This window comes from Pseudonocardia sp. Ae331_Ps2, from assembly GCF_001932405.1.
In the GTDB taxonomy this organism is placed as follows: Bacteria; Actinomycetota; Actinomycetes; order Mycobacteriales; family Pseudonocardiaceae; genus Pseudonocardia.
Map to the genome: position 1 here is coordinate 2,778,737 of NZ_MCIM01000001.1, position 25,480 is coordinate 2,804,216.

General features: G+C 74.3%; 26 protein-coding genes. 17 read left to right on the forward strand and 9 right to left on the reverse strand.

Annotated features, from left to right (window positions below; translation table 11 throughout):
* Positions 1-176: 176 nt before the first annotated feature.
* Positions 177-485 carry a hypothetical protein gene (locus Ae331Ps2_RS13310; protein ID WP_139318836.1) on the reverse strand — a complete coding sequence of 103 codons (309 nt, stop codon included), beginning with the start codon at positions 483-485 and terminating at the stop codon, positions 177-179.
* A gap of 658 nt (positions 486-1,143) precedes the next feature.
* Between Ae331Ps2_RS13310 and Ae331Ps2_RS13315 the strand changes: the two genes are divergently transcribed.
* Genes Ae331Ps2_RS13315 through Ae331Ps2_RS13325 form a run of 3 tightly spaced genes read left to right on the forward strand, consistent with a single transcriptional unit; the run spans position 1,144 to position 3,125 of the window.
* On the forward strand, positions 1,144-1,902 hold the full coding sequence (locus tag Ae331Ps2_RS13315) for a glycoside hydrolase family 16 protein (RefSeq protein WP_075308594.1): 759 nt from the start codon (positions 1,144-1,146) through the stop codon (positions 1,900-1,902).
* A gap of 39 nt (positions 1,903-1,941) precedes the next feature.
* Positions 1,942-2,271 carry a hypothetical protein gene (locus Ae331Ps2_RS32005; RefSeq protein ID WP_075308592.1) on the forward strand — a complete coding sequence of 110 codons (330 nt, stop codon included), beginning with the start codon at positions 1,942-1,944 and terminating at the stop codon, positions 2,269-2,271.
* Positions 2,265-3,125, forward strand: coding sequence for an HTTM domain-containing protein (locus tag Ae331Ps2_RS13325; protein ID WP_075308590.1), 861 nt, complete (start codon positions 2,265-2,267; stop codon positions 3,123-3,125). Before Ae331Ps2_RS32005 ends, Ae331Ps2_RS13325 begins: the two co-directional genes overlap by 7 nt.
* Here Ae331Ps2_RS13325 and Ae331Ps2_RS13330 read toward each other — a convergent pair.
* Both Ae331Ps2_RS13330 and Ae331Ps2_RS13335 read right to left on the reverse strand, forming a co-directional pair.
* The gene (locus tag Ae331Ps2_RS13330) at positions 3,112-3,468 is read right to left on the reverse strand and encodes a tetratricopeptide repeat protein (protein WP_020624570.1); all 357 of its coding nucleotides are present in this window, start codon (positions 3,466-3,468) and stop codon (positions 3,112-3,114) included. The two genes, Ae331Ps2_RS13325 and Ae331Ps2_RS13330, sit on opposite strands and share 14 nt — an antisense overlap.
* Before the next feature lie 74 nt (positions 3,469-3,542).
* The gene (locus tag Ae331Ps2_RS13335) at positions 3,543-4,370 is read right to left on the reverse strand and encodes an NmrA family NAD(P)-binding protein (protein WP_075308588.1); all 828 of its coding nucleotides are present in this window, start codon (positions 4,368-4,370) and stop codon (positions 3,543-3,545) included.
* A gap of 95 nt (positions 4,371-4,465) precedes the next feature.
* On the opposite strand from Ae331Ps2_RS13335, the gene Ae331Ps2_RS13340 reads away from it, so the two are divergent.
* Together Ae331Ps2_RS13340 and Ae331Ps2_RS13345 are read left to right on the forward strand one after the other, a co-directional pair.
* Entirely contained in the window at positions 4,466-4,843 is a 378-nt protein-coding gene (locus Ae331Ps2_RS13340; protein WP_075308586.1) for a helix-turn-helix domain-containing protein, read from the forward strand.
* Positions 4,844-4,976: 133 nt separating this feature from the next.
* Positions 4,977-6,362 (forward strand): glycosyltransferase family 2 protein, encoded by a 1,386-nt coding sequence (locus Ae331Ps2_RS13345; protein WP_075308576.1) that lies wholly within the window; start codon positions 4,977-4,979, stop codon positions 6,360-6,362.
* A 3-nt stretch (positions 6,363-6,365) separates the two neighbouring features.
* On the opposite strand, the gene Ae331Ps2_RS13350 is transcribed toward Ae331Ps2_RS13345, so the two are convergent.
* Together Ae331Ps2_RS13350 and Ae331Ps2_RS13355 are read right to left on the reverse strand one after the other, a co-directional pair.
* Complete coding sequence (locus Ae331Ps2_RS13350; RefSeq protein WP_075308564.1) at positions 6,366-7,511, reverse strand: acyl-CoA dehydrogenase family protein; 1,146 nt, start codon at positions 7,509-7,511, stop codon at positions 6,366-6,368.
* Positions 7,511-8,239, reverse strand: coding sequence for a GntR family transcriptional regulator (locus tag Ae331Ps2_RS13355; protein ID WP_170917028.1), 729 nt, complete (start codon positions 8,237-8,239; stop codon positions 7,511-7,513). Before Ae331Ps2_RS13355 ends, Ae331Ps2_RS13350 begins: the two co-directional genes overlap by 1 nt.
* Positions 8,240-8,298: 59 nt before the next feature.
* Between Ae331Ps2_RS13355 and Ae331Ps2_RS13360 the strand changes: the two genes are divergently transcribed.
* Entirely contained in the window at positions 8,299-9,837 is a 1,539-nt protein-coding gene (locus tag Ae331Ps2_RS13360; RefSeq protein ID WP_075308560.1) for a long-chain-fatty-acid--CoA ligase, read from the forward strand.
* A gap of 48 nt (positions 9,838-9,885) precedes the next feature.
* Positions 9,886-10,302, forward strand: coding sequence for a hypothetical protein (locus Ae331Ps2_RS13365; protein WP_020624913.1), 417 nt, complete (start codon positions 9,886-9,888; stop codon positions 10,300-10,302).
* On the opposite strand, the gene Ae331Ps2_RS13370 is transcribed toward Ae331Ps2_RS13365, so the two are convergent.
* The gene (locus Ae331Ps2_RS13370; protein WP_043279421.1) at positions 10,287-10,574 is read right to left on the reverse strand and encodes a DUF1540 domain-containing protein; all 288 of its coding nucleotides are present in this window, start codon (positions 10,572-10,574) and stop codon (positions 10,287-10,289) included. The two genes, Ae331Ps2_RS13365 and Ae331Ps2_RS13370, sit on opposite strands and share 16 nt — an antisense overlap.
* Before the next feature lie 261 nt (positions 10,575-10,835).
* On the reverse strand, positions 10,836-12,017 hold the full coding sequence (locus tag Ae331Ps2_RS13375; protein WP_075308558.1) for a DUF418 domain-containing protein: 1,182 nt from the start codon (positions 12,015-12,017) through the stop codon (positions 10,836-10,838).
* 191 nt (positions 12,018-12,208) lie between these two features.
* Between Ae331Ps2_RS13375 and Ae331Ps2_RS13380 the strand changes: the two genes are divergently transcribed.
* Entirely contained in the window at positions 12,209-13,015 is an 807-nt protein-coding gene (locus Ae331Ps2_RS13380) for an SGNH/GDSL hydrolase family protein (protein ID WP_075308556.1), read from the forward strand.
* Positions 13,016-13,098: 83 nt separating this feature from the next.
* Here Ae331Ps2_RS13380 and bla read toward each other — a convergent pair whose 3' ends face one another.
* Positions 13,099-14,025, reverse strand: a complete 927-nt coding sequence (bla, locus tag Ae331Ps2_RS13385; protein WP_075308554.1) for a class A beta-lactamase — start codon at positions 14,023-14,025, stop codon at positions 13,099-13,101.
* Positions 14,026-14,109: 84 nt separating this feature from the next.
* Here bla and Ae331Ps2_RS13390 point away from each other — a divergent pair, with 84 nt between their 5' ends.
* Together Ae331Ps2_RS13390 and Ae331Ps2_RS13395 are read left to right on the forward strand one after the other, a co-directional pair.
* On the forward strand, positions 14,110-14,979 hold the full coding sequence (locus tag Ae331Ps2_RS13390) for a LysR family transcriptional regulator (protein ID WP_075308552.1): 870 nt from the start codon (positions 14,110-14,112) through the stop codon (positions 14,977-14,979).
* Positions 14,976-15,875, forward strand: coding sequence for a serine hydrolase (locus Ae331Ps2_RS13395; protein WP_075308550.1), 900 nt, complete (start codon positions 14,976-14,978; stop codon positions 15,873-15,875). The genes Ae331Ps2_RS13390 and Ae331Ps2_RS13395 overlap by 4 nt, the downstream gene beginning before the upstream one ends.
* Before the next feature lie 9 nt (positions 15,876-15,884).
* On the opposite strand, the gene Ae331Ps2_RS13400 is transcribed toward Ae331Ps2_RS13395, so the two are convergent.
* Positions 15,885-17,165, reverse strand: a complete 1,281-nt coding sequence (locus Ae331Ps2_RS13400; protein ID WP_369804804.1) for an amidohydrolase — start codon at positions 17,163-17,165, stop codon at positions 15,885-15,887.
* Positions 17,166-17,348: 183 nt separating this feature from the next.
* Between Ae331Ps2_RS13400 and Ae331Ps2_RS13405 the strand changes: the two genes are divergently transcribed.
* The 7 genes from Ae331Ps2_RS13405 to Ae331Ps2_RS13435 all read left to right on the forward strand — a co-directional run bounded on the left by Ae331Ps2_RS13405 (position 17,349) and on the right by Ae331Ps2_RS13435 (position 25,469).
* Positions 17,349-18,542: a hypothetical protein gene (locus Ae331Ps2_RS13405; protein ID WP_075308548.1), complete on the forward strand. Its 1,194-nt coding sequence runs from the start codon at positions 17,349-17,351 to the stop codon at positions 18,540-18,542.
* Positions 18,543-18,591: 49 nt separating this feature from the next.
* Complete coding sequence (locus Ae331Ps2_RS13410) at positions 18,592-20,373, forward strand: lipopolysaccharide biosynthesis protein (protein ID WP_075308547.1); 1,782 nt, start codon at positions 18,592-18,594, stop codon at positions 20,371-20,373.
* Positions 20,374-20,499: 126 nt separating this feature from the next.
* Positions 20,500-21,345, forward strand: coding sequence for a 3-hydroxybutyryl-CoA dehydrogenase (locus tag Ae331Ps2_RS13415; protein ID WP_020626597.1), 846 nt, complete (start codon positions 20,500-20,502; stop codon positions 21,343-21,345).
* A gap of 142 nt (positions 21,346-21,487) precedes the next feature.
* Complete coding sequence (locus Ae331Ps2_RS13420; RefSeq protein ID WP_075308546.1) at positions 21,488-23,647, forward strand: molybdopterin-dependent oxidoreductase; 2,160 nt, start codon at positions 21,488-21,490, stop codon at positions 23,645-23,647.
* 84 nt (positions 23,648-23,731) lie between these two features.
* The gene (gene fdxA, locus Ae331Ps2_RS13425) at positions 23,732-24,046 is read left to right on the forward strand and encodes a ferredoxin (RefSeq protein ID WP_060713408.1); all 315 of its coding nucleotides are present in this window, start codon (positions 23,732-23,734) and stop codon (positions 24,044-24,046) included.
* On the forward strand, positions 24,043-25,017 hold the full coding sequence (locus tag Ae331Ps2_RS13430) for an NAD(P)/FAD-dependent oxidoreductase (protein WP_020622144.1): 975 nt from the start codon (positions 24,043-24,045) through the stop codon (positions 25,015-25,017). The genes fdxA and Ae331Ps2_RS13430 overlap by 4 nt, the downstream gene beginning before the upstream one ends.
* A complete protein-coding gene (locus tag Ae331Ps2_RS13435; protein ID WP_020622145.1) occupies positions 25,014-25,469 on the forward strand; it encodes a CBS domain-containing protein in 456 nt (151 codons plus the stop codon). The genes Ae331Ps2_RS13430 and Ae331Ps2_RS13435 overlap by 4 nt, the downstream gene beginning before the upstream one ends.
* The last annotated feature ends 11 nt before the right edge of the window (positions 25,470-25,480 follow it).

A 25,480-nucleotide genomic window follows, 5' to 3' on the forward strand; every position in this document is an offset into this window, starting at 1 on the left:
GTGAGTTCGTCCCTCATACGAGTGGCGGGAGTGGCTGTTGTGCACTGTGTGCTTCTAGTTTCCTCGATATCGGACAAGGCGGACACCGATGGGACGGGAACGGGGCCAATGAGGCGTGGACTGGAACGACGCACAGTGATGAGCGCTGCGGCGGTGGTGACGGTGAGTGCCGTCTTCTATACCGGAGGGGTGCTCCTGATCACCGACGGCGCGCCTCTGCCCGCGGCGAGCGCACCCGTCGTGTCCGGCGTCGCCCCGCAGCCGGCGCTGCCCGCGGCGCCCGGCGTGCTCGCCGAACCGATGTCCAGCCCGTCGGGGAGCTCGGGGAGTCCGGTCGACTCCGCTCTGCGATCGTCGTCCTGGGCCGCAGGCGCCGGGACGACGGCGAGCGAGACCGTCGTGCGGGGCGCCGAGGACACGACGAGCTCGGCCGCACCCGAGGGGGCGGCCGTCGGTTCCGCGCCTGCCGCTTCCGTGCCGCCCACGCGGGCCACCCTGGGCGCTCCGTCCGCGCCCTCCGGGAAGGCCGCGGACGGAGCCACCGCTCCGGCTCCTCCCGCCAAGGCTCCGACCGTGCCGGTGACCGCGTCCGCTCCACGGGATCCGGCCGCCGCAGCGGTGGTCCCCGTGGCAAAGCCCGTCCCGGCAGCCGGGACCGCCCCCACCGCTCCCGCGGCGCCGGCCGGGAAGCCCGCCGCTCCGGCAGTGGCTCCGGCTCCGGCGGCCAAGCCCGCTCCGGCTGCGGCTCCGGCCCCGCGGCCCGCTGCTCCGCCGGCTGCTGCTCCGCCGGCCAAGCCTGCTCCGGCGGAGAAGCCCGCTCCGGCTGGGGCGCCGACTGCGGCCCCCCAGCCTGCGGGTCCGCCGGCCGCTGCTCCGGCGGAGAAGCCGGCCCCGGTCGACACACCTGCACCGGCGGAGAAGCCGGCGACCCCGCCGGCAACGACCCCGCCGGCAACGACCCCGCCGGCAACGACCCCGCCGGCAACGACCCCGCCGGCTCCGGCCCCGGGTGACACCCCCACGGCCCCGGCCGAGCAGCCCGCCCCCGACCCGGCGGAGACTCCGTCCACGGAGCCGGCCACCCCGCCGGTCGACAAGCCCGCGTCGCCGGGAGACCCGGCTGCCCCCACGGAGGAGCCCGCCGTGACCGACCCCTCGGCCCGACCGGCCGACCAGAGCAGGCCCCGCCCCGGCGCCACCAGCGCGGCCGAGCGCTACGGCTGGGGCGCGCCGCTGCCGGCGTCGGACGAGTTCGACTACACCGGACCGCCCGACCCGGCGAAGTGGAACCAGGCCGGCGAGTGCTGGCCCGGTCACGCCGGCAACGGCGGCCGCTGCGCCAGCCGGTCCACCGTGAAGGACGGCAAGCTCGTCCAGGCCGGGCTCCGCAACGGCGACTCGGCCTGGATCTCGTCGAAGTTCAACCAGCAGTACGGCCGCTGGGAGGCACGCGTCCGCTCCGAGGGCACCGGCCCGAACAACGGCAGGCAGTACCACCCGCTGCTGATCATCTGGCCGCAGTCGGACCGCTGGCCCCAGGACGGCGAGTACGACTTCCTGGAGAACGGTGCCCCCGGCGAGCGGTGCGCCGAGGCGTTCATCCACTACCCGCACGGCCGCGGCGCGGTCCAGCAGGAGCACGCCAAGGAGAGGAACTGCGGCGCACCACTGAGCGAGTGGCACAACGTCGCGATCGAATGGACGCCCGACCACGTGAAGGGCTTCATCGACGGCAAGGAGTGGTTCTCCTTCTCCGACGGCGCCCGGTCCGGCCGCAGCAACATCCAGGCCATGCCGAGCGGGCACCTGACCATCCAGCTCGACAACTTCTTCGGCGGCAACATGCAGCCGGCGACCTACGAGGTGGACTGGGTCCGGATCTACTCCCTCGACCCGAAGTGACCGGCTAACGCCCGGACGTCGTTGCGCGATGGGACGGGTGTGTCGCTACTCACGCGCAGGACCGCGGGATGGCTGCTGGCGGGCGTCGTCGTCGTGGAGGCCGTGATCCCCGCGGTCGGTCTGCTCACCACGGACCCGCCGCGCCGCTACTCGTGGAGCATGTTCGTCGCCTCCTCGACGGAGTACGCCTACTCCGGACGGACCGCCGACGGCGCCCTCCGGAGTCTCGACACGGCGGCGCTGCCGTGGCCGCAGCGGACCGTCCACTACGGGTCCACGGTCCCGGACCTGCTGTGCGCGGCGAACCCCGACCTCACCGCGGTGTCCCGGACCTGGGACGGCCGTCCGGAGCGGGAGCAGTCGTGCTGAGGATCCCCGACACGCTTCCGGCGCGGCCGCTGGCCGGGTACCGCATCCTGGTCGGGCTCGTCGCCGGGGCGAAGGCGCTGGAGCTCGGCGTGAGCCCGCTGCTCGGGACCCGGGCCGGGCCGCTCTTCGGGGTCGGCCCGGTGCTGCCCGCGCCGGTCTGGCTCGCACTCGGCGCGGTGATGGGGCTGGCGGCGCTGGCCCTCGTCGTCGGGTGGAACGCGCGGGTGGCGGCCCTGGTGGTCGCGTCGTGCACCGCGGGCTTCGTCTGGGGCGCGGGCTACTACTCCAACCACACCTACCTGCTGTTCACCGTGGCTGTGCTGCTGTCGTTCACCGACTCCGACGCGGCCTGGTCGGTCCGCTCGTGGCGTGACCAGGGGACCTGCCGGGTGTGGGCGGCGCCGGTGCTGGTGCTCCGGGCGCAGATCACGATCGTCTACGTCTACGCCGCGCTCTCGAAGATCCGCCCGGACTTCCTGTCCGGCAACGGGCTGGCGTCCTGGGCGTGGGACTCGGTGCTGGTCCCGGCGGCGATCCTGACCCCGCTGTTCCTGGTGCCGATGGCCTTCGGTGCGGTGCTCACCGAGCTGTTCGTGGCGTTCGGCCTGTGGTCGTCGCGGCTGCGGCCGGTCGCCGTCGTCGCCGGGCTCGGGCTGCACCTCGGCATGATCGTGATGCTGTCCGACGGGGTGCACGCCGCGGTCGAGCTCGGGCTGTTCGCCACCCTCACCTGCGGCGGCTACCTGCTGTTCGTCGACCGTGTCCCGGTCGTCGACGGGCTCACCGGCCCGGTCGTGGTGCCCCGGCAGCGCCGGTCGGAACCGGCGCTGCCGAGCACGGTCACCCGGCGCTGACGCCCATCGCCTCGGCCAGCCGCAGGTGCGGTGCGGCCTCGTCGTGACGCGAACGGCGCTGCAGGGTGCGCCCCAGGAGCAGGTGGGCGTAACCGTCGGCGGGCTCGCGCTCCACCAGCTCGCGGAGCTCGGTCTCGGCCCGGCCGAGCTGCGCGGAGTGGTAGTACGCGCGGGCCAGCAGCAGCCGGACCGCGGTGGCCTCGGGCTGCTCGGCGACGAGCTCGGCGAGCACCGTCGCGGCCCCCGCGGGGTCGCCGGAGTCGAACAGGTACCCGGCGTGCTCCCACCGGTCGGCAGGCCCTGCTTCCGTCCCGGTCATCCAGGACAGCGCGTCGATCCTCATCGGTGCGGCCTCCTTCCGGCCCGTTCGGTTGATACGTCAACCACAACCGCGGCGCCGGTCGTTCTGTTCCCGGCTCAGGCCAGGGAGGCGCGGACCAGCTCGGGCATCCCGGTCGCCGGACGGCCGAGCAGCGCCGCGAGGTCGTCCGACGGCTCGGCGAACAGCCCCGACGAGATGAGTCCGCCCAGGAACGCGAGGTCGCCGGCCTCGTCGAGCGGGATCCGGCGGTGGGTCACCGGCCGCCCGGACTCCGCGGCGATGGTCGCGGCCAGCTCGTCGTAGGTCCACAGCGGACCGCGCAGCTCGTAGGCGCGCCCGGCGTGCTCGCCCGGCCCACCCGCCACGACGACGGCGGCCGCCCGCGCCAGGTCCGCGATCGTGGCCGTGTTCAGCGCCCGGCCGCCGTCCGCGGCGACCGTCTCCCCGGCCTCGATCGCCGCTCCGACCACGGCCGGGTTGACGAACATGTCGGAGTAGAAGGTGTTGCGCAGCGGTGTCGCCGGCAGCCCGGAGTCGCGCAGCAGGCCCTCGGTGACGGTGTGGTCGGCGAGGAAGCCGGGCGCGTCGGGCCGGTCGGCCCCGACGGCGCTGGTGTAGACGACGTGCCCGACGCCGGCCTCGGCCGCGGCCCGGACCACGTTGCCGTGCTGGCGCTCGCGCACCCCGGGGGTCACGTCCGAGCCGGACACGAAGAGCAGACCGTCGGCACCGGCGAACGCCGCCTTCAGCGAGGCCGGGTCCTCGTAGTCGCCGACATGCACCCGGACCCCGGCCGCTGCCAGGTCGGCGACCTTCTCCGCGGACCGGGCGAGCACGCCCACCTGCTCCGTCGGCACGGTCTCCAGCAGCGCCCGCACGGCCGCGCCCCCCAGCTTCCCGCTCGCCCCGGTCACGATGATCATTGCTGTCTCCCCATCTCGTCGTGGACGGTGGCCACACTGCCGGATAAGCTTTCGATCGGTAAGTACGTACCTAGGGGTAAGTAGGTGGTTGCACGGTGAGCACGCAGGTGGAACGGCGCACGGGGCTGTTCTCGGGTGACGCGTTCAACAGCAGCTGCCCGTCGCGGTCCGTCCTCGACCACGTGACGTCGAAGTGGGCGGTGCTCGTCCTCGTCGTCCTGTCCCGTGGGGACCACCGGTTCTCCGCGCTCCGCCGGGCCGTCGGCGGGATCAGCGAGAAGATGCTGGCGCAGACCCTGCGCACCCTGGAGAGCGACGGGTTCGTGCACCGTGAGGTCGTGCCGACCACCCCGCCGCAGGTCAGCTACGGCCTGACCGAGCTCGGCCACGGCGTGACCGGTCACCTCGCGGGGCTCGTCGGCTGGATCGAGGACCGGATCCCCGAGGTGCTGGCGGCGCGCGGGCGCTCCTAGGCCCCGGCCTCGGGGCTCGTGGCGGGTCTGCGGCACCGGGCGGGGCCCCGTCCGGGGTGGCGCGCCCCACACTCCGTGGTCCCCACAGGTCGGTCTCAGCGTCGTCACAGCGACGGTGAGCAGGATGGGGCTCATGGCGACGACTCCCGACGTACCGACCTGGGTGGGTGAGCTCGACCGGCTCGCCCCGGCCCGCGACCTCGAGGTCGATCCGCGGTTCGCCGCGGCACGGCTGCTGGTCACCGTCGGCGGCACCCCGCAGGGCCAGGTCACGGTGCCGCTGAGCGGCGGCCGGGCGACGGCCGCGGAGCTCGCGCTCGCCGTGGGCGGGCTGCCCGCGGCCGACACCGTCGCCGCCGCGCCGTCCGCGACCGACCCGGTCACCGTGGTCGTCGCGACGCGCAACCGCCCCGAGTCGCTGGCCCGCTGCTTGCGCGCGGTCCTCGCCTCCGATCACCCGGCGCTGTCAGTCGTCGTCGTCGACAACGACCCGGACGACGAGCGGACCGAGCTGGTCGTGCGTACCGCGGGCTCCGACCGGGTCCGCTACGTCCGCGAGCCGCGTCGCGGCGCGTCCATCGGGCGCAACCGGGGTCTGGCCGAGGCGCGCACCGAGATCGTCGCCTTCACCGACGACGACACCGAGGTCGACCCCGCCTGGGCCTCCCGCATCGCCGGCGCCTTCGCCGCCGACCCCGAACTCGCCTGCGTCTCCGGCCCCGTCCTGGCCGCCCGCCTCGCCAGCCCCGAGGAACGCGCCGCCGACGTCGCCCTGGCCTGGAACAAGGGCTTCACCCCGCGCCGGTTCACCCTCGCCGAACCCCCCGCGGACTCCCCGATCTTCCCCTTCGCCCCCGGCCTGTTCGGCATCGGCGCCAACCTCGCCGTCCGCGCCAGCGCCGCCCGCGCCGTCGGCGGCTTCGACGAGGCCATGGGCCCCGGCACCCCCACCCACGGCGGCGAGGACTGCGAGTTCCTCGTCCGCATGATCCTCGCCGGCCACGTCCTGGGCTACGCACCCGGCGCCTACCTGTGGCACCACCACCGCCCCGACCAGGCCGCCCTGCGCAAGCAGATGGAGGGCTACGCCGTCGGGCTGGGCAGCTTCCTGGCCAAGGTGGCGCTGTCCCCGCAGGGCCGGTCGGTCGCACTGCGCCGACTCCCCGCCGCGGTCGCCCGGCTGCGCCACATCTCCGACCGCGAGGCCGGCGCCGGCGACGCGATGCCCGACAGCGGGTTGGTCGAGCGCGGCAGCCGGCTCGCCCGTGGCGGCTGGGCCTACCTGCAGCGGTCCCGTGAGGTGCGCCGCAACGGTGGCGCGGTGCCGCCGATGCGGCTGCCCGAGCGGTCTGCGCTCGTCCCGGCGCACATCCGCCGTGCCGCCGAGGCCGCGCGGGTACGCGCCGAGGCGGCCGCCCACGTCGGCCCGACGGCCGTCCCCGCCCCGCGCCCCGACCAGCAGGCCGAGGCGGACGACGACCGCGGGGCCGCGGAGCTCACCCGGAACTCCGCGGCCTGAGGCCTACAGCCCGTAGGACTTGCCGATGATGTCGCGTTGGATCTCGCTGGTCCCGCCGTACACCGTCGAGACCACGCTCTGGCGCAGCAGCCGCTCCATGCCGTACTCGGTGGCGTAGCCGTAGCCGCCGAGCATCTGCATTCCCTCCAGGGACAGGTGCTTGGCGAGTTCGGTGGCCTTGAGCTTGGCCATCGAGGCCTCGCGCGGGAACAGCGCTCCGGCCGGGGCCTCGTCGATCACCCGCGCGGTGTCGTGCACCAGGAGCCGGGTCGCCTCCAGCTCGGTGGCGTTGTCGGCGATGCGGTGGCGCAGCGCCTGGAAGGTGCCGACCGGACGGCCGAACTGCTTGCGCTCCTTGACGTAGGCGACGGTGTCGTCGAAGGCGCGGCGGGCGAGCCCGAGCATCAGCCCGGCGAGCATCATCCGCTCCAGGTTCAGGCCGGCCATGAGCTGGCGCCAGCCCTGCCCCTCGGTGCCGACGACGGCGTCGGCGGGCAGCTCACAGGCGTCGAAGTAGAGGTCGTTGACCTCCTTGCCGCCCATCGTCTCGATACCGCGCACGGTCAGCCCCGCGGCGTCGGCGGGGACGACGAACATGGTGAGGCCGTCGTGCTTGCCGCCCTCGGTGGAGGTGCGGGCGACCAGCAGGATGTGCGACGCGATGTGCGCGTTGGAGCACCAGGTCTTCTGCCCGTCGATCCGCCAGCCGGTCTCGGTCTTGGTCGCCTTGCACTTCAGACCGCCGACGTCGGAGCCGGCCTCGGGCTCGGACATCGAGATCGCCAGGACGTTGCCCCGGCACATCCCGCCGAGCAGCTCCTGCTTCTGGTCCTCGGTGCCGAACTTCTCGATCGCGGCCGCGGTGATGGCGGTCGTGCCGAACCCGGCGATGGGGGCCTGGCCGTAGGCGGTCTCCTCCAGGAACACGAGCAGCTCCCGCATGCCCTGGCCCGCGCCGCCGTAGGCCTCCGGGGCCGCGATGCCGACCCAGCCCAGCTCGGCCATCTTCCGGTACAGCTCGTCGGAGTGGGCGTGCCGGCCGCCGTCGGTCAGCTCGTCGCGGCGCTCCTTGGAGCCGACCTCGCGGCGGCAGAACTCACCGATCGCGGTGGCCAGGGCGGCCTGCTCCTCGGTCAGGGTGACGGGCATCAGATGACTCCTTCGTCGTGGTGGGTCCACATTCCGGTGCGGTCCAGGTGTGCGAGCAACAGGTCGCGGCCGTCGAGGACGTGGCGGCGCATCGCAGCCCGTGCCGCGTCCGGGTCGGCGGCGCCCAGTGCGTCCAGCAGGACGACGTGCGCGTCGACCGCGCCGGTCCGCCAGGCGGGCGAACCGGTGTAGAAGTGCGCCGGTAGGTAGTGCGACGAGCGCCCCACCAGCCAGGCGAGCTTGCGCGACCCCGCCGACCGGTTGATCTCGGCGTGCAGCCGGTGCTCGGCGGACACGAGCGGGTCCAGCTCGGCCGGGTCGTGGGTCTCGGGGGTGTGTTCGCACAGCCGGGCGATCCGGTCGGCGAGCTCGCGCAGCGGTGCGAGGTCGGCGGGGGACAGCCGCTGCGCGGCACGCGCGGCCAGCGTCCCGGTCAGGTCGGCCTGCACCTCGAACAAATCCGCGACGTCGTCGCGGGTCAGCTCGGCGACGACGAACCCGCGCCGCGGCACCGCGTGGACCATGTCCTCGGCGCGCAGCGACTGGAGCGCCTCGCGGACCGGGGTGTGGCTGACGCCGAGGTCGGCGGCGATCCGGTCCATCCGCAGGAAGGTGCCCGGTCGGAGCTCGCCGGACAGGATGCGGTCCCGCAGGACGAGCGCGATCCGGTCGGGCAGCTGGGGGGTGCGACCCGGTGAGAGGTCGAGCACGGAGTCGGCCGTCGACACGGCGACTATCATATACGATTCCGTCGAACCTGCGTCACCGACGACCGAGGGAGAACGACGTGCCAGGTCAGAGCTCTGCCGAGGACTTCCGGCTCACCGACATCCTGGCCGATCCGGCCCGCGCGGACCTCGTCGCGCTGTCGGTCGACGGCGTCGCCACGACCTACGGTGAGCTGGAGCAGCGGGCCGGGCGGACCGCGGCGGCGCTGCGCGACCTCGGTCTCGGCGCGGGGGACCGCGTCGTGTGGATCGGGAAGAACCGGCCGGAGTTCCTGGAGCTGCTCTTCGCCGCCCCGCGGATCGGCGCCGTGTCGGTCCCGCTCAACACCCGGCTCACCGAGGCCGACCTGCTGGCGCTGGTCGACGACGCCCGCGCCGGGCTGGTGGTGCTCGGCCCGGACTTCGCCGGGCTGCGCGCGGCGTTCGGAGAGCGGCCGGTCGTCGTCGTGGGGGAGGACCACGCGGCCTGGCGCGATGCCGCGACCACCGTCCTGCCGCCGTCGCCGCCTGCCGGATCCGGCCCGGACGACACGGTGCTGCAGCTCTACACGTCCGGCACCACCGGCCTGCCCAAGGGTGTGCTGCTCGCGCACCGGCAGTTCAGCGCGCTGCTGCTCGCCGCCGGGCACTGGTCGATCGACCACACGTCGTCGGCGCTGGTCGCGATGCCGCTGTTCCACATCGGCGGGGTCGGCTATGCGCTGGTGTGCCTGGCCGCCGGCGCGCGCTGTGTGCTGGTCGCCGACATCGTCCCCGGCCCGCTGCTCGACACGATGACCGACGAGCGTGTCACGAACGCCTTCCTCGTCCCCGCCGTGCTGCAGATGTTGTCCGCGGTGCCCGGTGCCGCCGACCGGGACTGGTCGGCGCTGCGGTCGATCGCCTACGGCGCCTCGCCGATCACGGTCGGCGCGCTGCGTGCGGTCGTCGAGACCTTCCGGGCGCCGCTGTTCCAGGTCTACGGCGCGACGGAGACCACCGGTGCGATCACCCAGCTCGACCCGGCCGACCACGACCCGGACGGCCCGCGGGCACACCTCATGCGCTCGGCCGGGCGGCCCTACCCGTGGGTCGAGCTGACGATCGTCGACCCGGCGACCGGCCGCGTACTCGGCCCGGGTGAGGTGGGGGAGGTACGGATCCGCTCCGACCAGGTCACCGCCGGCTACTGGAACCGGCCGGAGGACACCGCGGCCGCACTCGGCGACGACGCCACGCTGCGCACCGGCGACGGTGGCTACCTCGACGCCGAGGGTTACCTGTTCCTCACCGACCGGATCAAGGACATGATCGTCACCGGCGCGGAGAACGTGTACCCGATCGAGGTGGAGAACGTGCTGTCTGAGCATCCCGACGTCGCCGACGTCGCGGTGATCGGGGTGCCCGACGAACGCTGGGGCGAGGCGGTGAAGGCCGTCGTCGTGCCGCGGCCGGGGGCGACGGTCGATCCGCAGGAGATCATCGAATGGTTGCGCCCACGGATCGCGGGCTTCAAACGGCCCCGCTCGGTCGACGTCGTGGAGGCGTTGCCGCGCAACCCCAGCGGCAAGATCCTCAAGCGCGAGCTGCGCGAGACCTACCGCAAGGCCTTCACCTGACCGAGATCATCGGTTAGCCTCGCCTCAGTCCCGGTGAGGGAGGGCTTCATGTCTCTGCGTCTGCCGACCGGCAGCATCACGGTGCTGCTCGGACCGTCGGTGCAGCGTCGCCGCACGATGAACCGGCTCGACGACGCGAGTGGTCGGTGCGCGGACGGGCACGATGCCGTGGTGCGCAGGCTCGGCGCGCGGGCGACCGAGTCGGCGGCCGACCGGCTGGCGTCGGTGGAGGCGGTCCGGCGGGGTCCGACCGCGATGGTCCTCGCCGACCGCCTGACCGACGGCCTCGACGCGCACGACCGCAGCACGGTGCTCTTCGCACTGCGGGCGGTCGCCGCGGACGGGGTCGCCGTCCTCGTCGACGACATCGACCCCGTCGCGGCCCTCGCCGTCGCCGACGGCGCGTTGCGCGTCGACGAGCGCGGCGAGGTCCGGATGGAGGAGCTGGCCTACTTGGCCTCGTAGGTGAGGCAGTCGGCGGCGTCGGCGCCCGCGCCGATGTTCACCGACGACGCGGTGCACTCGAGCTTCTCGTTGAACCGACAGTCCGAGCGGTGACAGGCACCGACGAGACCGTTGCCGCTGCCGCCGCGGAACGAGATCTCGACGAAGGTGCCGCAGTGGGCGTGCTCACCGGAGATCGTGATCGCCCCCGCACCGCAGCTGGAGTCGGAGTTGTAGGAGCAGCTGGTGGCGGCGCACTGCTGAACCTGGGGCATGTCCTGAGCCGTGGTCATGGCGCTCAGGTTGTCGGGGTCGCGTGACGCGCGCCAGGCAACAGAGGCTCGCCTGACCGGCGGTGCGGGCCGCCTCACTTGCGCCCCCGACCTGGGCGTCTGTTGCGGCACACCTCTCAGTTGAGTGGTGTGAATCACATTGCGCACCCGTCGGATGGGTGATTCGCGGTGGTCGTGAAGATGGCCGGGCGATGGCGCGCGCCTGTCGGCCGGCCTGCGCCGATCCACGGACGCGACACCGTGGCGCGGCGCCGACCGCGGTCAGGCTGTCGCCGGGCGTGGAGCGGTCCGTCCGGTGCCGTAGGTGAGGCGGCGCAGGAGGGCCTCGGCGGGGCCTCGTCGGCCGGCGCGGTCCAGGGCAGCGGCGATGACCACGGTGGCCACCCACGTGGCGACGGCGACGGCGGCGGCCGTCGCGGCGCCGAGCCGGCCGCCGAGGTCGAGCAGTGCCGGCTCGGTGGCGACGAACCAGACCGGTGACTGCGCGATGTAGAAGGTCATCGACCGGCGACCGCAGGCGACCAGTGCGTTCGTGATCGGTCCGCGCCGCTGGCCGAGCCGGTCCGCGACGAGGGCGACCGCGGCCATGTAGGCGAGCCCCCCGGCGATCCCGGTCGCCGCGAACGTGGCCTCGGCCAGTGCGCCGGCCGCGCTCGAGTCCGGGGTCCACACGCCCACCGCCTGCAGCGCGACCGGCTGTGCGCCCAGAACCGCGATCGGGAAGCCGAGCAGTACGACCCGGGTCAGGAGCCGCCGGTAGCGGGCGGGTTGCTCGAGCAGTCGCATCCGGCCGGCCCAGACCCCGATCAGTACCGCGGGTGCGACGCTCAACCCGGCCAGGGGCAGCACGGCGAGTGCGGACGTGCGCAGCGCCATGCTGTCGAGCAGGGTCGGCCCGACTGCGAGCGGGGCATCCGCGGTGACCAGCTGCAGGGCGGTGGCTGCGGCGATCCCGAATGCGAGCGTGATCGCGAACACGGTCCACAGTCGGCCGCTCGACCAGGTCACCACCCCGGCGAACAGCAGGGCGAACACGCCGTAGGAGCCGATGATGTCCCCGCTGTAGAGCAGGACGACGTGGGCGATGCCGAACACGATCAGCCAGGCACCGCGGCGGCGGATCAGCCGTCGTGCGTTGGCCGGGTCTGCGCCGGGTCCGGTCTGTCGTCGGGTCATCTGCACGAGGCCGTAGCCGAACAGGAGTCCGAAAAGGGGTGCGGCCCGCCCGTCGACGAAGGAGGTCAGGAGCCACTGGACGGCGACGTCCACCGGGCCGCCACCGGCAGGTCTGGCGAGCAGGTTGCCGCCCGCGTGCAGCATCCGGGAGTGGGCGAGGGCGATGAGCAGCAACATCACCCCCCGCGCCAGGTCCGGCGCCAGCAGGCGCTCGGAGACCGGTGTCGGCGAGACCCCACCGACCGCGGGCCGACCACGTCGCGACATGGAACGGAACGGTATGCACCCGGCCGGTTCCGCACATCGGTCCGCAGGAGGGCTCCGCTCCTCCGGAGGGCGGAGCCGCGTCACCGTTCGACCCGTCCTCCGGAGGACGGAGCCGTGCGCGACGGTCGAGCGGTGGTGGGCGATGATCCTGTCTCCGGACCCGGTGGACCGGGCCCGGAGAGGGAGGCGACGTGGACGAGGACCTGATGGGCCGGCTGATCCGGTTCGCCGACCTGACCGCCTGGCCGGCGTTCGCGGCGCTCGGGGTGCAGGAGGAGTCGATCGACCGGTTGCTCGCGACGACCGCGGGCCTGGACCCGTCGGCCGTCGCCGGGGTGCGTGCCGGGCTCGCTGCACGGGTCCGGTCCGCGGCGCGGGCACTGCGGAACGAGCCGCCGGTCGCCGACGGGCTGCACCGGATGGGGCTGCGTCCGGGCGAGCGGGTCGTGGTCGTCGGGGACTCCCTGTCCGCCGACCGGCTGAGCTGGGCACGATTGCTCGCCGAGCTGGTCCCGATGGTCGAACCGGAGACGACGGTCGAGGTGCTCGCGCTGTCCGGCCGGACCAGCTCCGAGGCGCTCGCGCTCGGCCCGGTCCTGGTCTCCCGGGTACCGACCCGGGTGCTGGTCATGCTGGGCACGAACGACATCCGCCGGGAGGGCACGACCACCGGGATCCGGATGGTGTCGATCAGCGAGACGGCACGGAACCTGCGGGCGCTGCGCCTGCTGCTGGAGACCGAGAGCGGCGCCCGGGTGCGGTTCGTCGTCCCGCCGCCGGTCGACCCCCGTCGGGTGGCCGCCACCCGCGAGCTCACCGGCGAGTGGTGGGACCCGGCCGACGTCCCCGGACTCGTCGCGACGGTCCTGGAGGTCGACCCGGATGCGGTCGACCTGTCCGGGATGCCGGTGCGGCCCGACTTCTGGGAGGACGACGGCCTGCACCCCAGCCCGATCGGCCAGGTCGCGATCCTGCGGGCGGTGCTCGCCCGGATCTGACCGGCGCGCCCGGCCGCGGTGCCGCCCTGGCCCCCGACCCCGGCCGGACCTCGGTGTCCGGCCGGGTCGGGTGCGCCGTCGGATCAGCCGCGCAGCGCGGCGACGGCGGCGCGGGCCGCGGCGGCGACGGCGGCCTCCCCGCGCGGCTTGTCGGCCGGGTCGGCCGGGACGGTGAACACCGTCAGGACCAGCGGTGCGCCGTCCGGCGGGTAGAGCACCCCGGAGTCGTTGCGTTCCCCGAGCGGTCCGGAGCCGGTCTTGTCGCCCACGACCCAGCCCGCCGGGACCGCCGCGCGGATCTGCCGGTCGCCGGTGGTGTTCGCGCGCAGCCAGCCGGCCAGCCGGTCGCGCTGCGGGGCCGGGAGCGCGTCGCCGAGGACCAGGGCGCGCAGCGTGGATGCCAGCGCGGCCGGGGTCGAGGTGTCACGCTCGCCGTCGCGGTCGTTCAGCGCGGTCTCCGCGCGGTCGGAGCGGGTGACGGTGTCGCCGGTGGTGCGGAGCCAGGCGGTCAGCTCGGCGGGGGAGCCGACCTCGCGCAGCAGCAGGTTGTGGGCGGTGTTGTCCGAGACGGTGACGGCGGCCTCGCACAGCTGGGCCACCGTCATCCCGGTCGCGAGGTTCCGAGTGGTGACGGGCGCGTACTCCAGCAGGTCCGCGCGTCCGTAGCGGACCGGGCGGGCGAGCAGGCCGGGGTCGGACAGCGAGCGGTGCAGCGTGAACCCGGCCATGAGCGCCTTGGTCACCGAGCACATCAGGAAGCGGTCGCCGTCGCGGTGTCCGGCGCTGCGGCCGGTGCCGGTGTCGAGCACGTGCACCCCGATCGTGCGGGCGTAGGTGCGCTCGACGTCGGCCATCGCGGGGATCGGCGCGGTCCCGGTGTCCGGGACCGGCGGAGCGGCTGCGGGAGGAACGGGTGCGGGCGGTGCACAACCGGTCAGCGCGGTGCCGCCGAGTGCGGTGCCGCCGAGTGCTGCGCCGGCGAGGAGCAGGGAGCGACGGGAGATCGTCATGGGCGCACCGTGGCCGATCCGCGGCGATAGCGCGAATACAATCGAGCTGCGCGTGTGATACCCGTTCGATATGAGGCGAGGCCGGTGGACCTGCTACGGCACCTGAGCTTCTTCGTCGCCGTCGCCGAGGAACGGCACTTCGGCCGCGCGGCCGCCCGGCTCGGCATGGCGCAGCCGCCGCTGTCGCAGGGACTGCGCCGGCTCGAGATCCGGCTCGGGGTGGTGCTGTTCGACCGCGGACCCGGTGGCGTCGCGCCGACGGCGGCCGGGCGCGACCTGCTGCCCCGCGCCCGTGCGCTGCTGGAGGACTCCGATGCGCTCGTCCTGGCCGCCGTCCGACACGCCGAGGCCGCCCGGGTGCTGCGGCTCGGGGCCGTCGCCGACCTCGGGCCGGCCGCGACCGCACGGCTGGCGGCCCGCGCGGCGGCGGTGACCGGGTTGCGGGTCGCGCCCACCGTCGCCACCACGGTGGCCCTGGTCGACGCGGTGTCGGACGGGACGCTCGACGTCGCCGTCGTCGCGCACCCGGCGGTGCTGGAGTCCGCGCGCGCCGGTCCGGTCGTGGCGTTGCCGACCACGCTGCTGCTGCCCGCCGGGCACCCGGCCGCCGCGGGGCCCGGGCCGGTCGTGCTGCGGACGCTGCGCGGCCTGGAGCTCGCGACCACACCGCGGGCGCACGCCCCGGCCGCCCACGACCTGCTGCTCGACACCCTCGACGTCCGTGGCTGCCCGGTCACCGCGGCCGGGGCCGCGTCGCCGTCGGAGGCGCTCGCGCTGGTCGCGACGGGTGCCGCGTTCGCGCTCACCCCCGATCCCGGCCTGGGTGCCGAGGGCGTCGCTCGCCGGTCGACGGCGGGGGAGCCGGTGCCGTTCCGGGTCCGGGTGGTGCACCGCACCGAGACACCGGAGGGCGTCGTCGACGCGCTCGTCGCCGCGTTGCGGGAGCCCGGGTGAGCCCCGCCGACGAGGTCCGCGCGGTGTTCCGCGACGCCGGGGTGCGCGGCTGGCTGCACGCCCGCCCGGTCTCCGGGGACGGCCCGCACCACTCCGCCCGCGACGTCGACGCCGGTGCCCACGCCCCTGTCGTGATGGCCTCGGTCTACAAGCTGTTCGTGCTGGTCGCCTACTGCCGGGAGGTCGACGCGGGCACGGTCGACCCGCGGGAGCCTGTCGTCGTCCCGGTGCCGCGCACGCCAGGGCTCACCGGCATCTCCGCCCTCGCCGACCCGGTGACGATGAGCTGGCGGGACCTGGTCACGTCGATGGTGACGGCCTCGGACAACGCCGCGGCCGACGTCGTGCACAGCCGGGTCGGCCGGGACCGGGTCGCCGCGCTGCCCGCCGAGCTGGGCCTGTCCGGGACCCGCATCCGCGGCGGCACCGACGACGTGTTCGCCGACCTGCTCGCCGACACCGGCACCGACGACGTCGCCGCGGCCTTCGGGGTGCTCGCCGACAACGACGTCCCGGTCGAGGTCCGCGCGCTCAGCCCGGTCTACGGGTCGGCGACCACCGCCGCGGACGTCACCGCGCTGCTCGCGCTGCTGTGGCGGGGCGAGCTCGCGTCCGAGGCGTCGACGGCGTTCGCCCGCCTGCTGCTCGGGGCCCAGATCTGGCCGCACCGGTTGCGTGCCGGGTTCCCCGCACCGACGCAGGTGGCGGGCAAGACGGGCACGGTCGGCGCGGTGCGCAACGACGTCGGGGTGGTGACCTACCCGGGCGAGCACCCGGTCGCCGTCGCCGTGTTCACCCACTCCGCCCGCAGCGACACCACCGTGCCGCGCGCGGACGCCGCGATCGGCGCCGCCGCGCGGGTCGCGGTGCACGCGCTGCGGGCCCCCGCGCTCTGAGCCGCCGCCTCAGTTCACCGGCAGCCACTCCCGCGCCGCCGCGACCAGCGCCGCGACCCCGACCGACAACGTCGGCTCGATCACCGGCGCGTAGCGGGGGGAGTGGTTCGACGGCAGCGATGCGCTCCGCTCCCGGATCTCCGCGACGCCGGCCGCGCCCTCGAACGCGCCCGGGTCGGCCCCGCCGAGCAGCCAGAACACGCACGGGACCCCGGCGGCGACGGCGAACCGCCCGACGTCCTCGCTCCCGGTCACCGGCCCCGGGTCGACGACCGGGAGCGGGGTGACGGTGGCCAGCGCGGCCCGGGTGCGTTCCGCCGCGTCGGCGTCGTTGACCACCGGCGGGAACGACTCCAGCAGCCGGACCTCGGGGTCCCTCGGTGCCCCGGAGGCCGCGGCCTCGCCGCGCACGGTCCGCTCGATCCCGGCGAGCACCCGCCCGCGCACCGACGGGGTGTACGAGCGCACGGTCAGCCCCAGCTCAGCGGAGTCGGGGATGACGTTATCCTTGGTGCCCGCCCGCAGCATCCCGACGCTGAGCACCGCGGTCTCGGTCGCGGCGATCTCGCGCGGGACGACGGTGTGCAGCCGCAGCGTCGTCGCGGCGGCGAGCAGCACCGGGTCGACGGTGGTCTCCGGGCGCGCCCCGTGCCCGCCCACGCCGTGCAGGGTGATCCGCAGGCTGTCGCTGCCCGCGAAGGCCGGCCCGGCGGCGACGGCGAGGAGCCCGGCGGGCAGCGGCGCGACGTGCTGGCCGAGCACGACGTCGGGGGTGCCGAACCGGTCGTAGAGGCCGTCGTCGAGCATCGCGTCGGCCCCGGCGCCGAACTCCTCGGCGGGCTGGAACACCACGAGCAGCGTGCCCCGCCAGGTGTCGCGGGCCGCGGCGAGCTCGGCGGCGGCACCGACCAGACAGGTCACGTGCATGTCGTGCCCGCAGGCGTGCGCGACGGCGGTCTCCTCACCGTCGCGGCCGACGGCGCGGACGGTGCTGGCGTAGTCGAGGCCGGTGTCCTCGGCGACGGGCAGTGCGTCCATGTCGGCGCGCAGCAGCGCGGTGGGGCCGTCGCCGTTGCGCAGCACGCCGACGACGCCGGTCCGCCCCACGCCCTCGGTCACCTCGTAGCCGCACCGGCGCAGCCGTTCCGCGGCGATCCCCGCGGTGCGGGTCTCGGCGAAGGAGAGCTCGGGATGGCGGTGGAGGTCGCGGTACAGGTCGGCGAGGTCGTCGAGGTTGGCGAGGTCGTCGTCGAGGTCGTCGAGGCCGGCGCCGGGGTGACTGTCGCTCACACCCGGCGAACGTAGTCCGGAACCCGTTCGAGCGACACGGGCGGCGCAGTGGAGTGATGGCGACACCCTCACCCGATGTGGTGAAACCGCCATCCCGGGGACAACCGGATGACCGGTCGGGTTAACGGTTTGTTCAAGTTCGCCCTAGGATCAGCCCATGACGCAACCGGCTGGAGCGCCTCGATGACCCTGGAACAGGTCCGTCCGACCGGTCCGGACACCGGTGACCGGTGGCGCGGCCTGGCCGTGTTCGTGGTCCGCTCCGCGGCCGCTCCGCTGCTCGACGAGGCCGTCGCGGGGGTGGCCCGCGGGCTGGAGATCCTCGACGTCGTCGTCCTCGACGACCAGCAGGTCACCCGGGTCCGGGGCCAGGTGCCCGCACCGCCCGCCCGGCCGGTCCCGGCCGGCGCGCCGTACGCGCTCGTGGTCGCCTGCGACGTGGTCGCCCCGGTCGGCACCTCCGGGGTGCGGGCCACCCAGGACCGGGTCGCCGCCGTCCTCGACTACACCGAGAAGCGGGTGCTGCGCCGCGTCCCGCCGCGCGAGCACTACCTGCCGGTGCAGGCGTCGTCGTCGCCGGAGCACGCCCTCGCCCTGCTCGACGCGCTCGGGGACCCGGGGATCCTGCACCGCATCGCCGGCCCGGTCGCCGATCTCGGCCGCCGGTGCGCGATGCCCTTCCCGGTCGTGCGGATGCTCGGCGGCACCTCGCCCGGGTGCTGCGCCCGTGTCGCACTGGTCCGCCACCCGGTGCACGGGCCGTCGGTGTGCAAGGTGTTCCGTCCCGGGGCGCGCGAGGCGTTCGAGCGCGAGCTGCGTGCCCGCCTCGAGCTCGGTGACCTCCCGGAGGTCCCGGAGCTGCTCGAGCGCGGGGAGAACTGGCTGCTCACCCCGTTCTACGGCGACACCGGCCGGCACGTCGTGCGCCGGCTGCCGGGCGAGCTCGCACAGCTGCGCCCGGAGGTCGTGCGGACGCTGCTGCGGTTCTGCCGCGACCTGCACGAGCGCGGCCGTTTCGTGCTCGACCTGTCCCCGCACAACCTGGTGTGGGACGAGCGCGCCGGGCTGAAGGTCCTCGACCTGGAGTTCGTCCTCGACTACCCGGGCGAGCCGCCGTCGTGGTCGGACTGCTGGAGCCTGCGCGGCGTGCCCGCGGAGTACCGCGCGTCGGTGGAGGGACTGCCCGACCTGGTGCTGACCCGCGGCGTCGGGAACTCGGTGTTCCATCCGGCGATCTCCGGGATGAACCGCGCCCGGCTGCTCGCCGAGCCCCCTCGCGGCGACGCCGCGCACAGCGGGGCCACCCAGCTCGCCTGGTACAGCGCGCTCGGTACCGTCGGCCGGTTGCATCCCGCACTCCGCGGGAAGCGGCACTGACGGCGCGCCCTCCGACGCGCCGACCCGCCCCGACGACCGGAGGACCCGCGTGACCGGACCCGGCGGCGACCTGCCCGACGACCCGACCCGGCCCCTGCGGCCCGTCCCGGCCGACCCACCGCCCCCGGGCGGTCCGCCGTCGTCGCCGGACCGGGCGACGGGCGGACCCTCGCTCACGACGCGGACCGCGCGCGGCTTCGCCTGGGCGTTCACCGGCACCGTCGGCCAGGCGGTCCTGCAGATCGGCGCCACCGTCGCGCTCGCCCGGCTGCTGACCCCGGACGAGTTCGGTGCCGCCGCGGCCGCGCTGCTCGTCGTCGGGCTGACCCAGCTGGTGACCCAGCTCGGCGTCGCCGCGTCGCTGGTGCACCGCGAACGTCTCGACGACCGCGACGTGACGGCCGCGTTCTGGTTCTCGGTGCTGGTCGCCGCGGTGTTCGCGGCCGTGCTCGCGGCCGGCTCTCCAGTGCTCAGCCCGCTCGTCGGGCTGCCCGCCGACTCCGGGCTGCTGCCGCTGCTGTCGGTGGCGCTGTTGTTCGCAGGTGCCGCCGCGACGCCGCTCGGGCTGCTGCAACGCGACCTGCGGTTCCGCTCGATGGCCACCGTCGACCTCGTCGCGGCCGGGCCGGCGCTGATCGGGGTGAGCGTGGCGCTGGCCGCGGCCGGGTTCGGTGCCACCGCGCTCGCCTACGGCGAGATCGCCGCCGCCGTCGCCAAGTGCGTCGGCTACCTGGTGCTGACCCGGCCCCGGTTCCGGCCCGAGGGCCCTGCCGCGAGCTGGGCCCGGCTGCGTCCGCTGCTCGGCTACGGCGCCGGTTTCTCCCTCGCCCAGCTCGGCAACTGGTTCGCGCTCAACGCCGACAAGCTCGTCGTCGCCAACGCCCTGGGCACCGGCCCGCTGGGTGTCTACGGCCGTGCCTACAACCTGCTCTCCGAGCCGGCCAACATCATCGGCGGGGCCGCGGACAAGGCGCTGTTCCCGGCGATGGCCCGGGTCCGCGACGACGGCCCCCGGCTGCGCGCCGCCTACGTCCGCAGCGCCAGCCTCGTCGCGCTGGTCACCGTCCCGGCCGCGGTCCTGCTGTGCGTGCTCGCGCCCGAGGTCGTGCACGTGCTGCTCGGCGACCAGTGGGACGCCGTCGTGCCGCTCGTGCAGCTGTTCGCGCTGGTGCTGCTGCCGCGCACCTCCTACAAGATCAGCACCTCGCTGACCCGGGCCACCGGCGCGGTCTACCGGGCGGCCTGGCGGCAGTGGCTCTACGCCGGCTACGTCGTCGTGCTGACCGTGACGGGTGGGCTGCTGTGGGGCCTGGTCGGCGTCGCGGCGGGGGCCTCGCTCGCCATCGTGATCCACTTCCTGGTGATGCTGCAGTTCTCCGCACGGGTCTCACCCGGCCTGATGGGCGCGGTCCTGCGGATGTACCTCAAGCACGTCCCGGCGCTGGTGCTGACCGTCGCGGCGACCTGGGGCGTCGCGACGCTGGTCCGCCCGCTCGGGATCGACCTGGTCACGCTCGCCGTCGCCGCCCTGGCCGGCGGGATCGCCACGCTCGGGACGCTGGTCGTGCTGCGCGGACGGTTCGCCGCCGAGCTCGGCGTGGTGCGCAGCCTGCGCGGGGGCGGGGCTCCCCGCGGGCCGCGCCCGGCCGGCTCCGGATCCGGCCCCGTCGTTCCCACAGCCCCCACAGCCCCCGCGGTGCCTGCCGGACCCGCGCTCCCGACCGGGCCCGCCGCTCCCGCGGCCCCGGTGGACGACTCCACCGTGCAGCTGCCCGCCGTCGGCCGCGGTGACGCGCCGCGGACGGTCGGGACGCCCGCCGACCGCCGCTGAGCCGACGCCCCGCGTGCGCCCGGACACGCCCTGCGGGCAGGGTTGTGCACGGTCCGACGACGACGGAGGTCGTCGACCGTCGGTGTCCCGGAGATCCCGGGACGCGTGCGAGGGAACGAGGTGCTCATGGAGCGCGTAGGCGTCGTCGGCTGCGGCCAGATGGGATCCGGGATCGCGGAGGTCGCGGCACGGGCCGGGTACGGCGTGCGGGTCGTGGAGACCTCCGCCGCCGCCGTGGAGGCCGGCCGGGCGCGGCTGGAGTCGTCGCTGGCCCGGGCGGAGAAGCGCGGCCGGATCGACTCGGCGGAGGAGGTCCTGGCCCGCATCGAGGTGATCGAGGGCCTGGACGCGCTGGCCGACCGGGAGCTCGTCGTCGAGGCGATCGCCGAGGACGAGGCCCTCAAGACCGGCGTCTTCCGGGAGCTGGACCGGCTCGTCACCGACACCGGCGCGGTGCTGGCGTCGAACACGTCGTCCATCCCGATCATGAAGCTGGCAGTGGCGACGAAGCGGCCGGAGAAGGTCGTCGGCATCCACTTCTTCAACCCGGTGCCGGTGCTGTCGCTGGTCGAGCTCGTCCCGAGCCTGATGACCGCCGACGACACGCTCGCCGCCGCCCGCACCTTCGTCGAGGAGGGGCTCGGCAAGAAGGCGATCGACTGCCAGGACCGCGCCGGGTTCGTCGTCAACGCGCTGCTGGTGCCGTTCCTGCTGTCGGCGATCCGGATGATGGAGTCCGGCTTCGCCACCGCCGAGGACATCGACGAGGGACTGGTCCGCGGCTGCGCGCACCCGCAGGGCCCGCTCGCGCTGTCCGACCTGATCGGCCTGGACACCGTGCAGGCCGTCGCCGAGTCGATGTACGCGGAGTTCAAGGAGCCGCTGTACGCGCCGCCGCCGCTGCTGGCCCGCATGGTCGACGCCGGGCTGCTCGGCAAGAAGGCCGGGCGCGGCTTCTACACCTACTCCTGAGCCACCTGCTCCACAGCCCCGGACCCGGGGAGCGCGGTTGTGCTCCCCGGGACAACGGGTGTGCTCCCCGGGCCAAGACCGCAGGTCGTCGGACGGCCAGTCTCGTGGGCGACGCCATCCCACCACGAGGCGAGGAGCATCCATGACCGCGACGCACGAGGCCCCGGCGACCACCGTGACGGAGAAGGTGGTCAAGGCCGCCTGTCCGCAGGACTGCCCGGACACCTGCGCGATGCTGGTGACCGTCGACCGCGAGGGGAAGGCCACCTCGGTCGTCGGAGACCCGGACCACCCGTACACCAACGGCGGTCTGTGCGTGAAGGTCAACAACTACCTGGACCGGGTCTACGACCCGGGCCGCGTGCTGTTCCCGATGCGCAGGACCGGACCGAAGGGCAGCGGCCGCTTCGAGCGGATCAGCTGGGACGACGCCGTCACCGAGATCGCGACCCGGTTCCGGGCGATCGCCGACGAGCACGGCCCCGAGGCCATCATGCCGGTGAGCTACCTGGGCACCCAGGGCATCCTCAACGGCCTGAACGTCGGTGACCCGTTCTTCGCCAAGCTGGGTGCCACCGTCGCCGAGCGCACCTACTGCGACTCCGGCTCCTGCACCGCCTACGCCATGACCATCGGCGACACCGCCGGCGTGGACCCGGAGAGCCTCGTGCACTCCAAGTTCATCCTGGTGTGGGCGTGCAACATCATGAGCACCAACCTGCACCTGTGGCCCTACATCGCGAAGGCGAAGAAGAACGGGGCGAAGGTCGTCGTCGTCGACCCGGTCCGCACCCGCACCGCGGCCGCCGCCGACCAGCACATCGCGATCCGCCCCGGCACCGACGGCGCCCTCGCACTGGCCATGGCGAACGTGATCATCGCCGAGGGCCTGACCGACGACGACTACATCGCGAACCACACCGTCGGCTACGACGAGTTCGCCGAGCGCGTGTCCCGCTACACCCCCGAGTGGGCCGAGTCCGAGACCGGCGTGCCCGCCGAGACGATCCGCACGCTGGCCCGCGAGTACGCCGGCGCCCAGCCGTCGGTGATCCGGATCGGCGTCGCCGTCGAGCGGCACGCGGGCGGCGGCCAGACCGTGCGCGCGCTGTCCTGCCTGCCCGGCCTCGTCGGCGCCTGGCGCAAGCCCGGCGGTGGGATCCTGCAGCTGCCGCTGTGGGCGTTCCCGGTCAACTGGGGCGCCTTCATGCACCCGGAGATGCTGACCCCGGGCACCCGCGTCATCAACCAGTACCGGCTCGGTGCCGCGCTGTCCGGTGACCTGCCGGCCGGGCCGCCGATCAAGGGCCTGTTCGTCTACAACTCCAACCCGGTCGTCACCACCCCCGACCAGGACCGGTTGATCGCGGGGCTGCAGCGCGAGGACCTGTTCACGGTGGTGTCGGAGCAGTTCATGACCGACACCGCGGAGTACGCCGACATCGTCCTGCCGGCCACGACGCAGCTCGAGCAGGACGACATCATGTTCTCCTGGGGCCACCTCTACGTGACCTACAACCACCAGTCGATCGAGCCGCTCGGCGAGGCCGTCCCGAACACCGAGATGTTCCGCCGGATCGCGGCCGCGATGGGCTTCGACGACCCGGTCTTCCGCCGCACCGACGCCGAGATGATCGCCGAGGCGTTCGACTGGTCCCACCCGCACATGGAGGGGATCACCGTCGAGTCGCTGAAGGAGCAGGGCTGGCAGCGGCTCAACGTCCCCGCCCCGGACGCCTACGCCCCGCACGCGGAGGGCGGTTTCCCGACGCCGTCGGGCAAGGTCGAGTTCGTCTCCTCCGCCGCGGCGGGCGGCAACTTCGTCGTCCCGCTGTTCCGGCAGGGCTCCAACGACCACCAGCCCGGCGAGCCGGTCGACCCGCTGCCGCACTACATCCCGCCGCGCGAGTCCGCCGCGGCGGACCCGGAGCTGGCGGCGCGCTACCCGCTGAACCTGCTCACGCCCAAGTCGCACGCGTTCGTGAACTCCAGCTTCGGCAGCCACGAGTTCCACCGCCGCGTCGCGAACGAGCACACCCTGATCGTGCACCCGGACGACGCCGCCGCCCGCGGCATCACCGACGGCTCCCCGGTGCGGGTGTTCAACGACCGCGGTGAGTTCACCGTCCTCGCGTCGCTGCAGGACACCGTGTCCCCCGGCGTGGTCGTCAGCCCGATGGGCGGCTGGCGGAAGAACTCCAAGGCGGGTTCCACCCTGGCCGCCGTCAACCCGACGGTGTTCGGCGACCTGGGCAACGCGCCCACGTTCTCCGACACCCTCGTCGAGGTCGAGACCGCCTGAGCCACGCGGCCCGGCCGGAGCCCCCCTCTCCGGCCGGGTCGCCCACCCACCTGCCACCACCGTCCACATCGGAGGAAAGACCCCGTGGCCTACGTCGTCACCGAAGCCTGCATCGACGTGCAGGACCGTGCCTGCATGGAGGAGTGCCCGGTCGACTGCATCTACCCGGGGGAGCGGATGATGTACATCCATCCCGACGAGTGCGTCGACTGCGGCAAGTGCATGCCCGCCTGCCCCAGCGAGGCCATCCACTGGGAGCACAAGATGCCCGCCGAACAGCTCGACTTCGTCGAGGCGAACGCGCTGTTCGTACGCGAGCAGGGCTTCTCCGGCGGTGGCGAGGACGCCGACCCCGCCGACGGCGACCACCCGATCGTCGCTGCGCGGAAGCCCCGGTGAGCGGCGAGCTCAGCGCGGACCTGGTCGTCGTCGGTGCCGGACCGACCGGGCTCTACGCCACCTACTACGCCGGCTTCCGCGGGCTGTCGGTGGTCGTGGTCGACGCCCTGGACCAGCTCGGCGGGCAGATGTCGGTGCTCTACCCGGAGAAGCCGGTCTTCGACGTCGCCGGCTTCCCCCGGGTCCGCGCCCAGGACCTGGTCGACTCCCTGATCGAGCAGGCCGCCCTGGCCGATCCGACCTACCTGCTCGGGCACGACGCCGTCGGGCTGGAGCAGTTCGACGACGGCGTCGCCGTCACCACCGACCGCGGCGTGCGGATCCGGGCGGGCGCGTTGCTGGTCACCGGCGGGATGGGCCGGTTCACGCCGCGCCCGCTGCCCGCGGGCGGCGACTACGTCGGACGCGGGCTGCGCTACGCGGTGCCGCGCCCGGCCGAGCTGACCGGCAGGGACGTGCTGATCGTCGGCGGCGGGGACTCCGCGGTCGACTGGGCGCTGTGCCTGGAGCCGCTGGCCGCGTCGGTCACCCTGGTGCACCGGCGCGACGCCTTCCGCGCGCACGAGCGCAGTGTCACCGAGCTGCGTGCCTCCTCGGTGCGGATCCTGACCCCCTACGAGGTCGCCGACGTCCGCGGCGACGACCGGGTGGCCGAGGTCGACGTCGCCGGCCCGGACGGCGTCGAGACGCTGGAGGTCGACGAGCTCGTGGCCGCGCTCGGCTTCAAGGCCGACCTGGCCGCGCTGTCGAGCTGGGGGATCGGGATGAGCCGGCGCCACATCGCCGTCGACCGGTCCATGCGCACCACGCTGCCGCGGGTGTTCGCGGCCGGGGACATCACCGACTTCGAGGGCAAGGTCCGGCTCATCTCGGTCGGGTTCGGCGAGGCCGCGCTGGCGGTCAACAACCTCGTCCCGCTGGTGCGACCGGACCTGCCGGTCGTGCCCGGCCACTCGAGCGACGCGGCATGAGCGCCCCGGTCGCGGGGCCCGGCGGCGGGTGGTCGCCGGGCACGGTCGGGCGGGCGATGATCGGCTGCCCGAAGACCTGCGGGCGCACCACCACGGTGCACCAGGCACGCGAGGCCCTGCGCGACGGACACGTGCACGCGCTGCTCGTCGTCGACCGGGGGGTGCTGCTCACCGTCGTCGAGCGGGCCGACCTGGAGGGGCGCCCCGCCGCCGCGCCGGTGCGCTGGCTCGGTGGGCTCTCCGGCCGGACCGTCGCCCCGGCCGCCGACGCCGAGTCCGTACGGGGCGCGATGGCCGCGGCCGGCCGGCGGCGCCTGGCCGTCGTCGACGACCGGGGCCGGCTGCTGGGCCTGCTCTGTCTCAAGCGCTCCGGGGCCGGGTTCTGCACGGAGGAAGGGGTTCGGGCGCGCGCCGCGGAACGCGTTCCTCACATCGGAGCTACACGATCGTGACGTGCGCGTGC

Excerpts from the sequence above, each read along its gene's own strand:
- Ae331Ps2_RS13345 (WP_075308576.1), top strand. The coding sequence starts at position 4,977 with ATGGCGACGACTCCCGACGTACCGACCTGGGTGGGTGAGCTCGACCGG.
- Ae331Ps2_RS13375 (WP_075308558.1), bottom strand. The coding sequence starts at position 12,017 with ATGTCGCGACGTGGTCGGCCCGCGGTCGGTGGGGTCTCGCCGACACCG.
- bla (WP_075308554.1), bottom strand. The coding sequence starts at position 14,025 with ATGACGATCTCCCGTCGCTCCCTGCTCCTCGCCGGCGCAGCACTCGGC.
- Ae331Ps2_RS13335 (WP_075308588.1), bottom strand. The coding sequence starts at position 4,370 with ATGATCATCGTGACCGGGGCGAGCGGGAAGCTGGGGGGCGCGGCCGTG.
- Ae331Ps2_RS13330 (WP_020624570.1), bottom strand. The coding sequence starts at position 3,468 with ATGAGGATCGACGCGCTGTCCTGGATGACCGGGACGGAAGCAGGGCCT.
- Ae331Ps2_RS13435 (WP_020622145.1), top strand. The coding sequence starts at position 25,014 with ATGAGCGCCCCGGTCGCGGGGCCCGGCGGCGGGTGGTCGCCGGGCACG.
- Ae331Ps2_RS13415 (WP_020626597.1), top strand. The coding sequence starts at position 20,500 with ATGGAGCGCGTAGGCGTCGTCGGCTGCGGCCAGATGGGATCCGGGATC.
- Ae331Ps2_RS13420 (WP_075308546.1), top strand. The coding sequence starts at position 21,488 with ATGACCGCGACGCACGAGGCCCCGGCGACCACCGTGACGGAGAAGGTG.
- Ae331Ps2_RS13370 (WP_043279421.1), bottom strand. The coding sequence starts at position 10,574 with ATGACCACGGCTCAGGACATGCCCCAGGTTCAGCAGTGCGCCGCCACC.
- Ae331Ps2_RS13365 (WP_020624913.1), top strand. The coding sequence starts at position 9,886 with ATGTCTCTGCGTCTGCCGACCGGCAGCATCACGGTGCTGCTCGGACCG.
- Ae331Ps2_RS13350 (WP_075308564.1), bottom strand. The coding sequence starts at position 7,511 with ATGCCCGTCACCCTGACCGAGGAGCAGGCCGCCCTGGCCACCGCGATC.
- Ae331Ps2_RS13405 (WP_075308548.1), top strand. The coding sequence starts at position 17,349 with ATGACCCTGGAACAGGTCCGTCCGACCGGTCCGGACACCGGTGACCGG.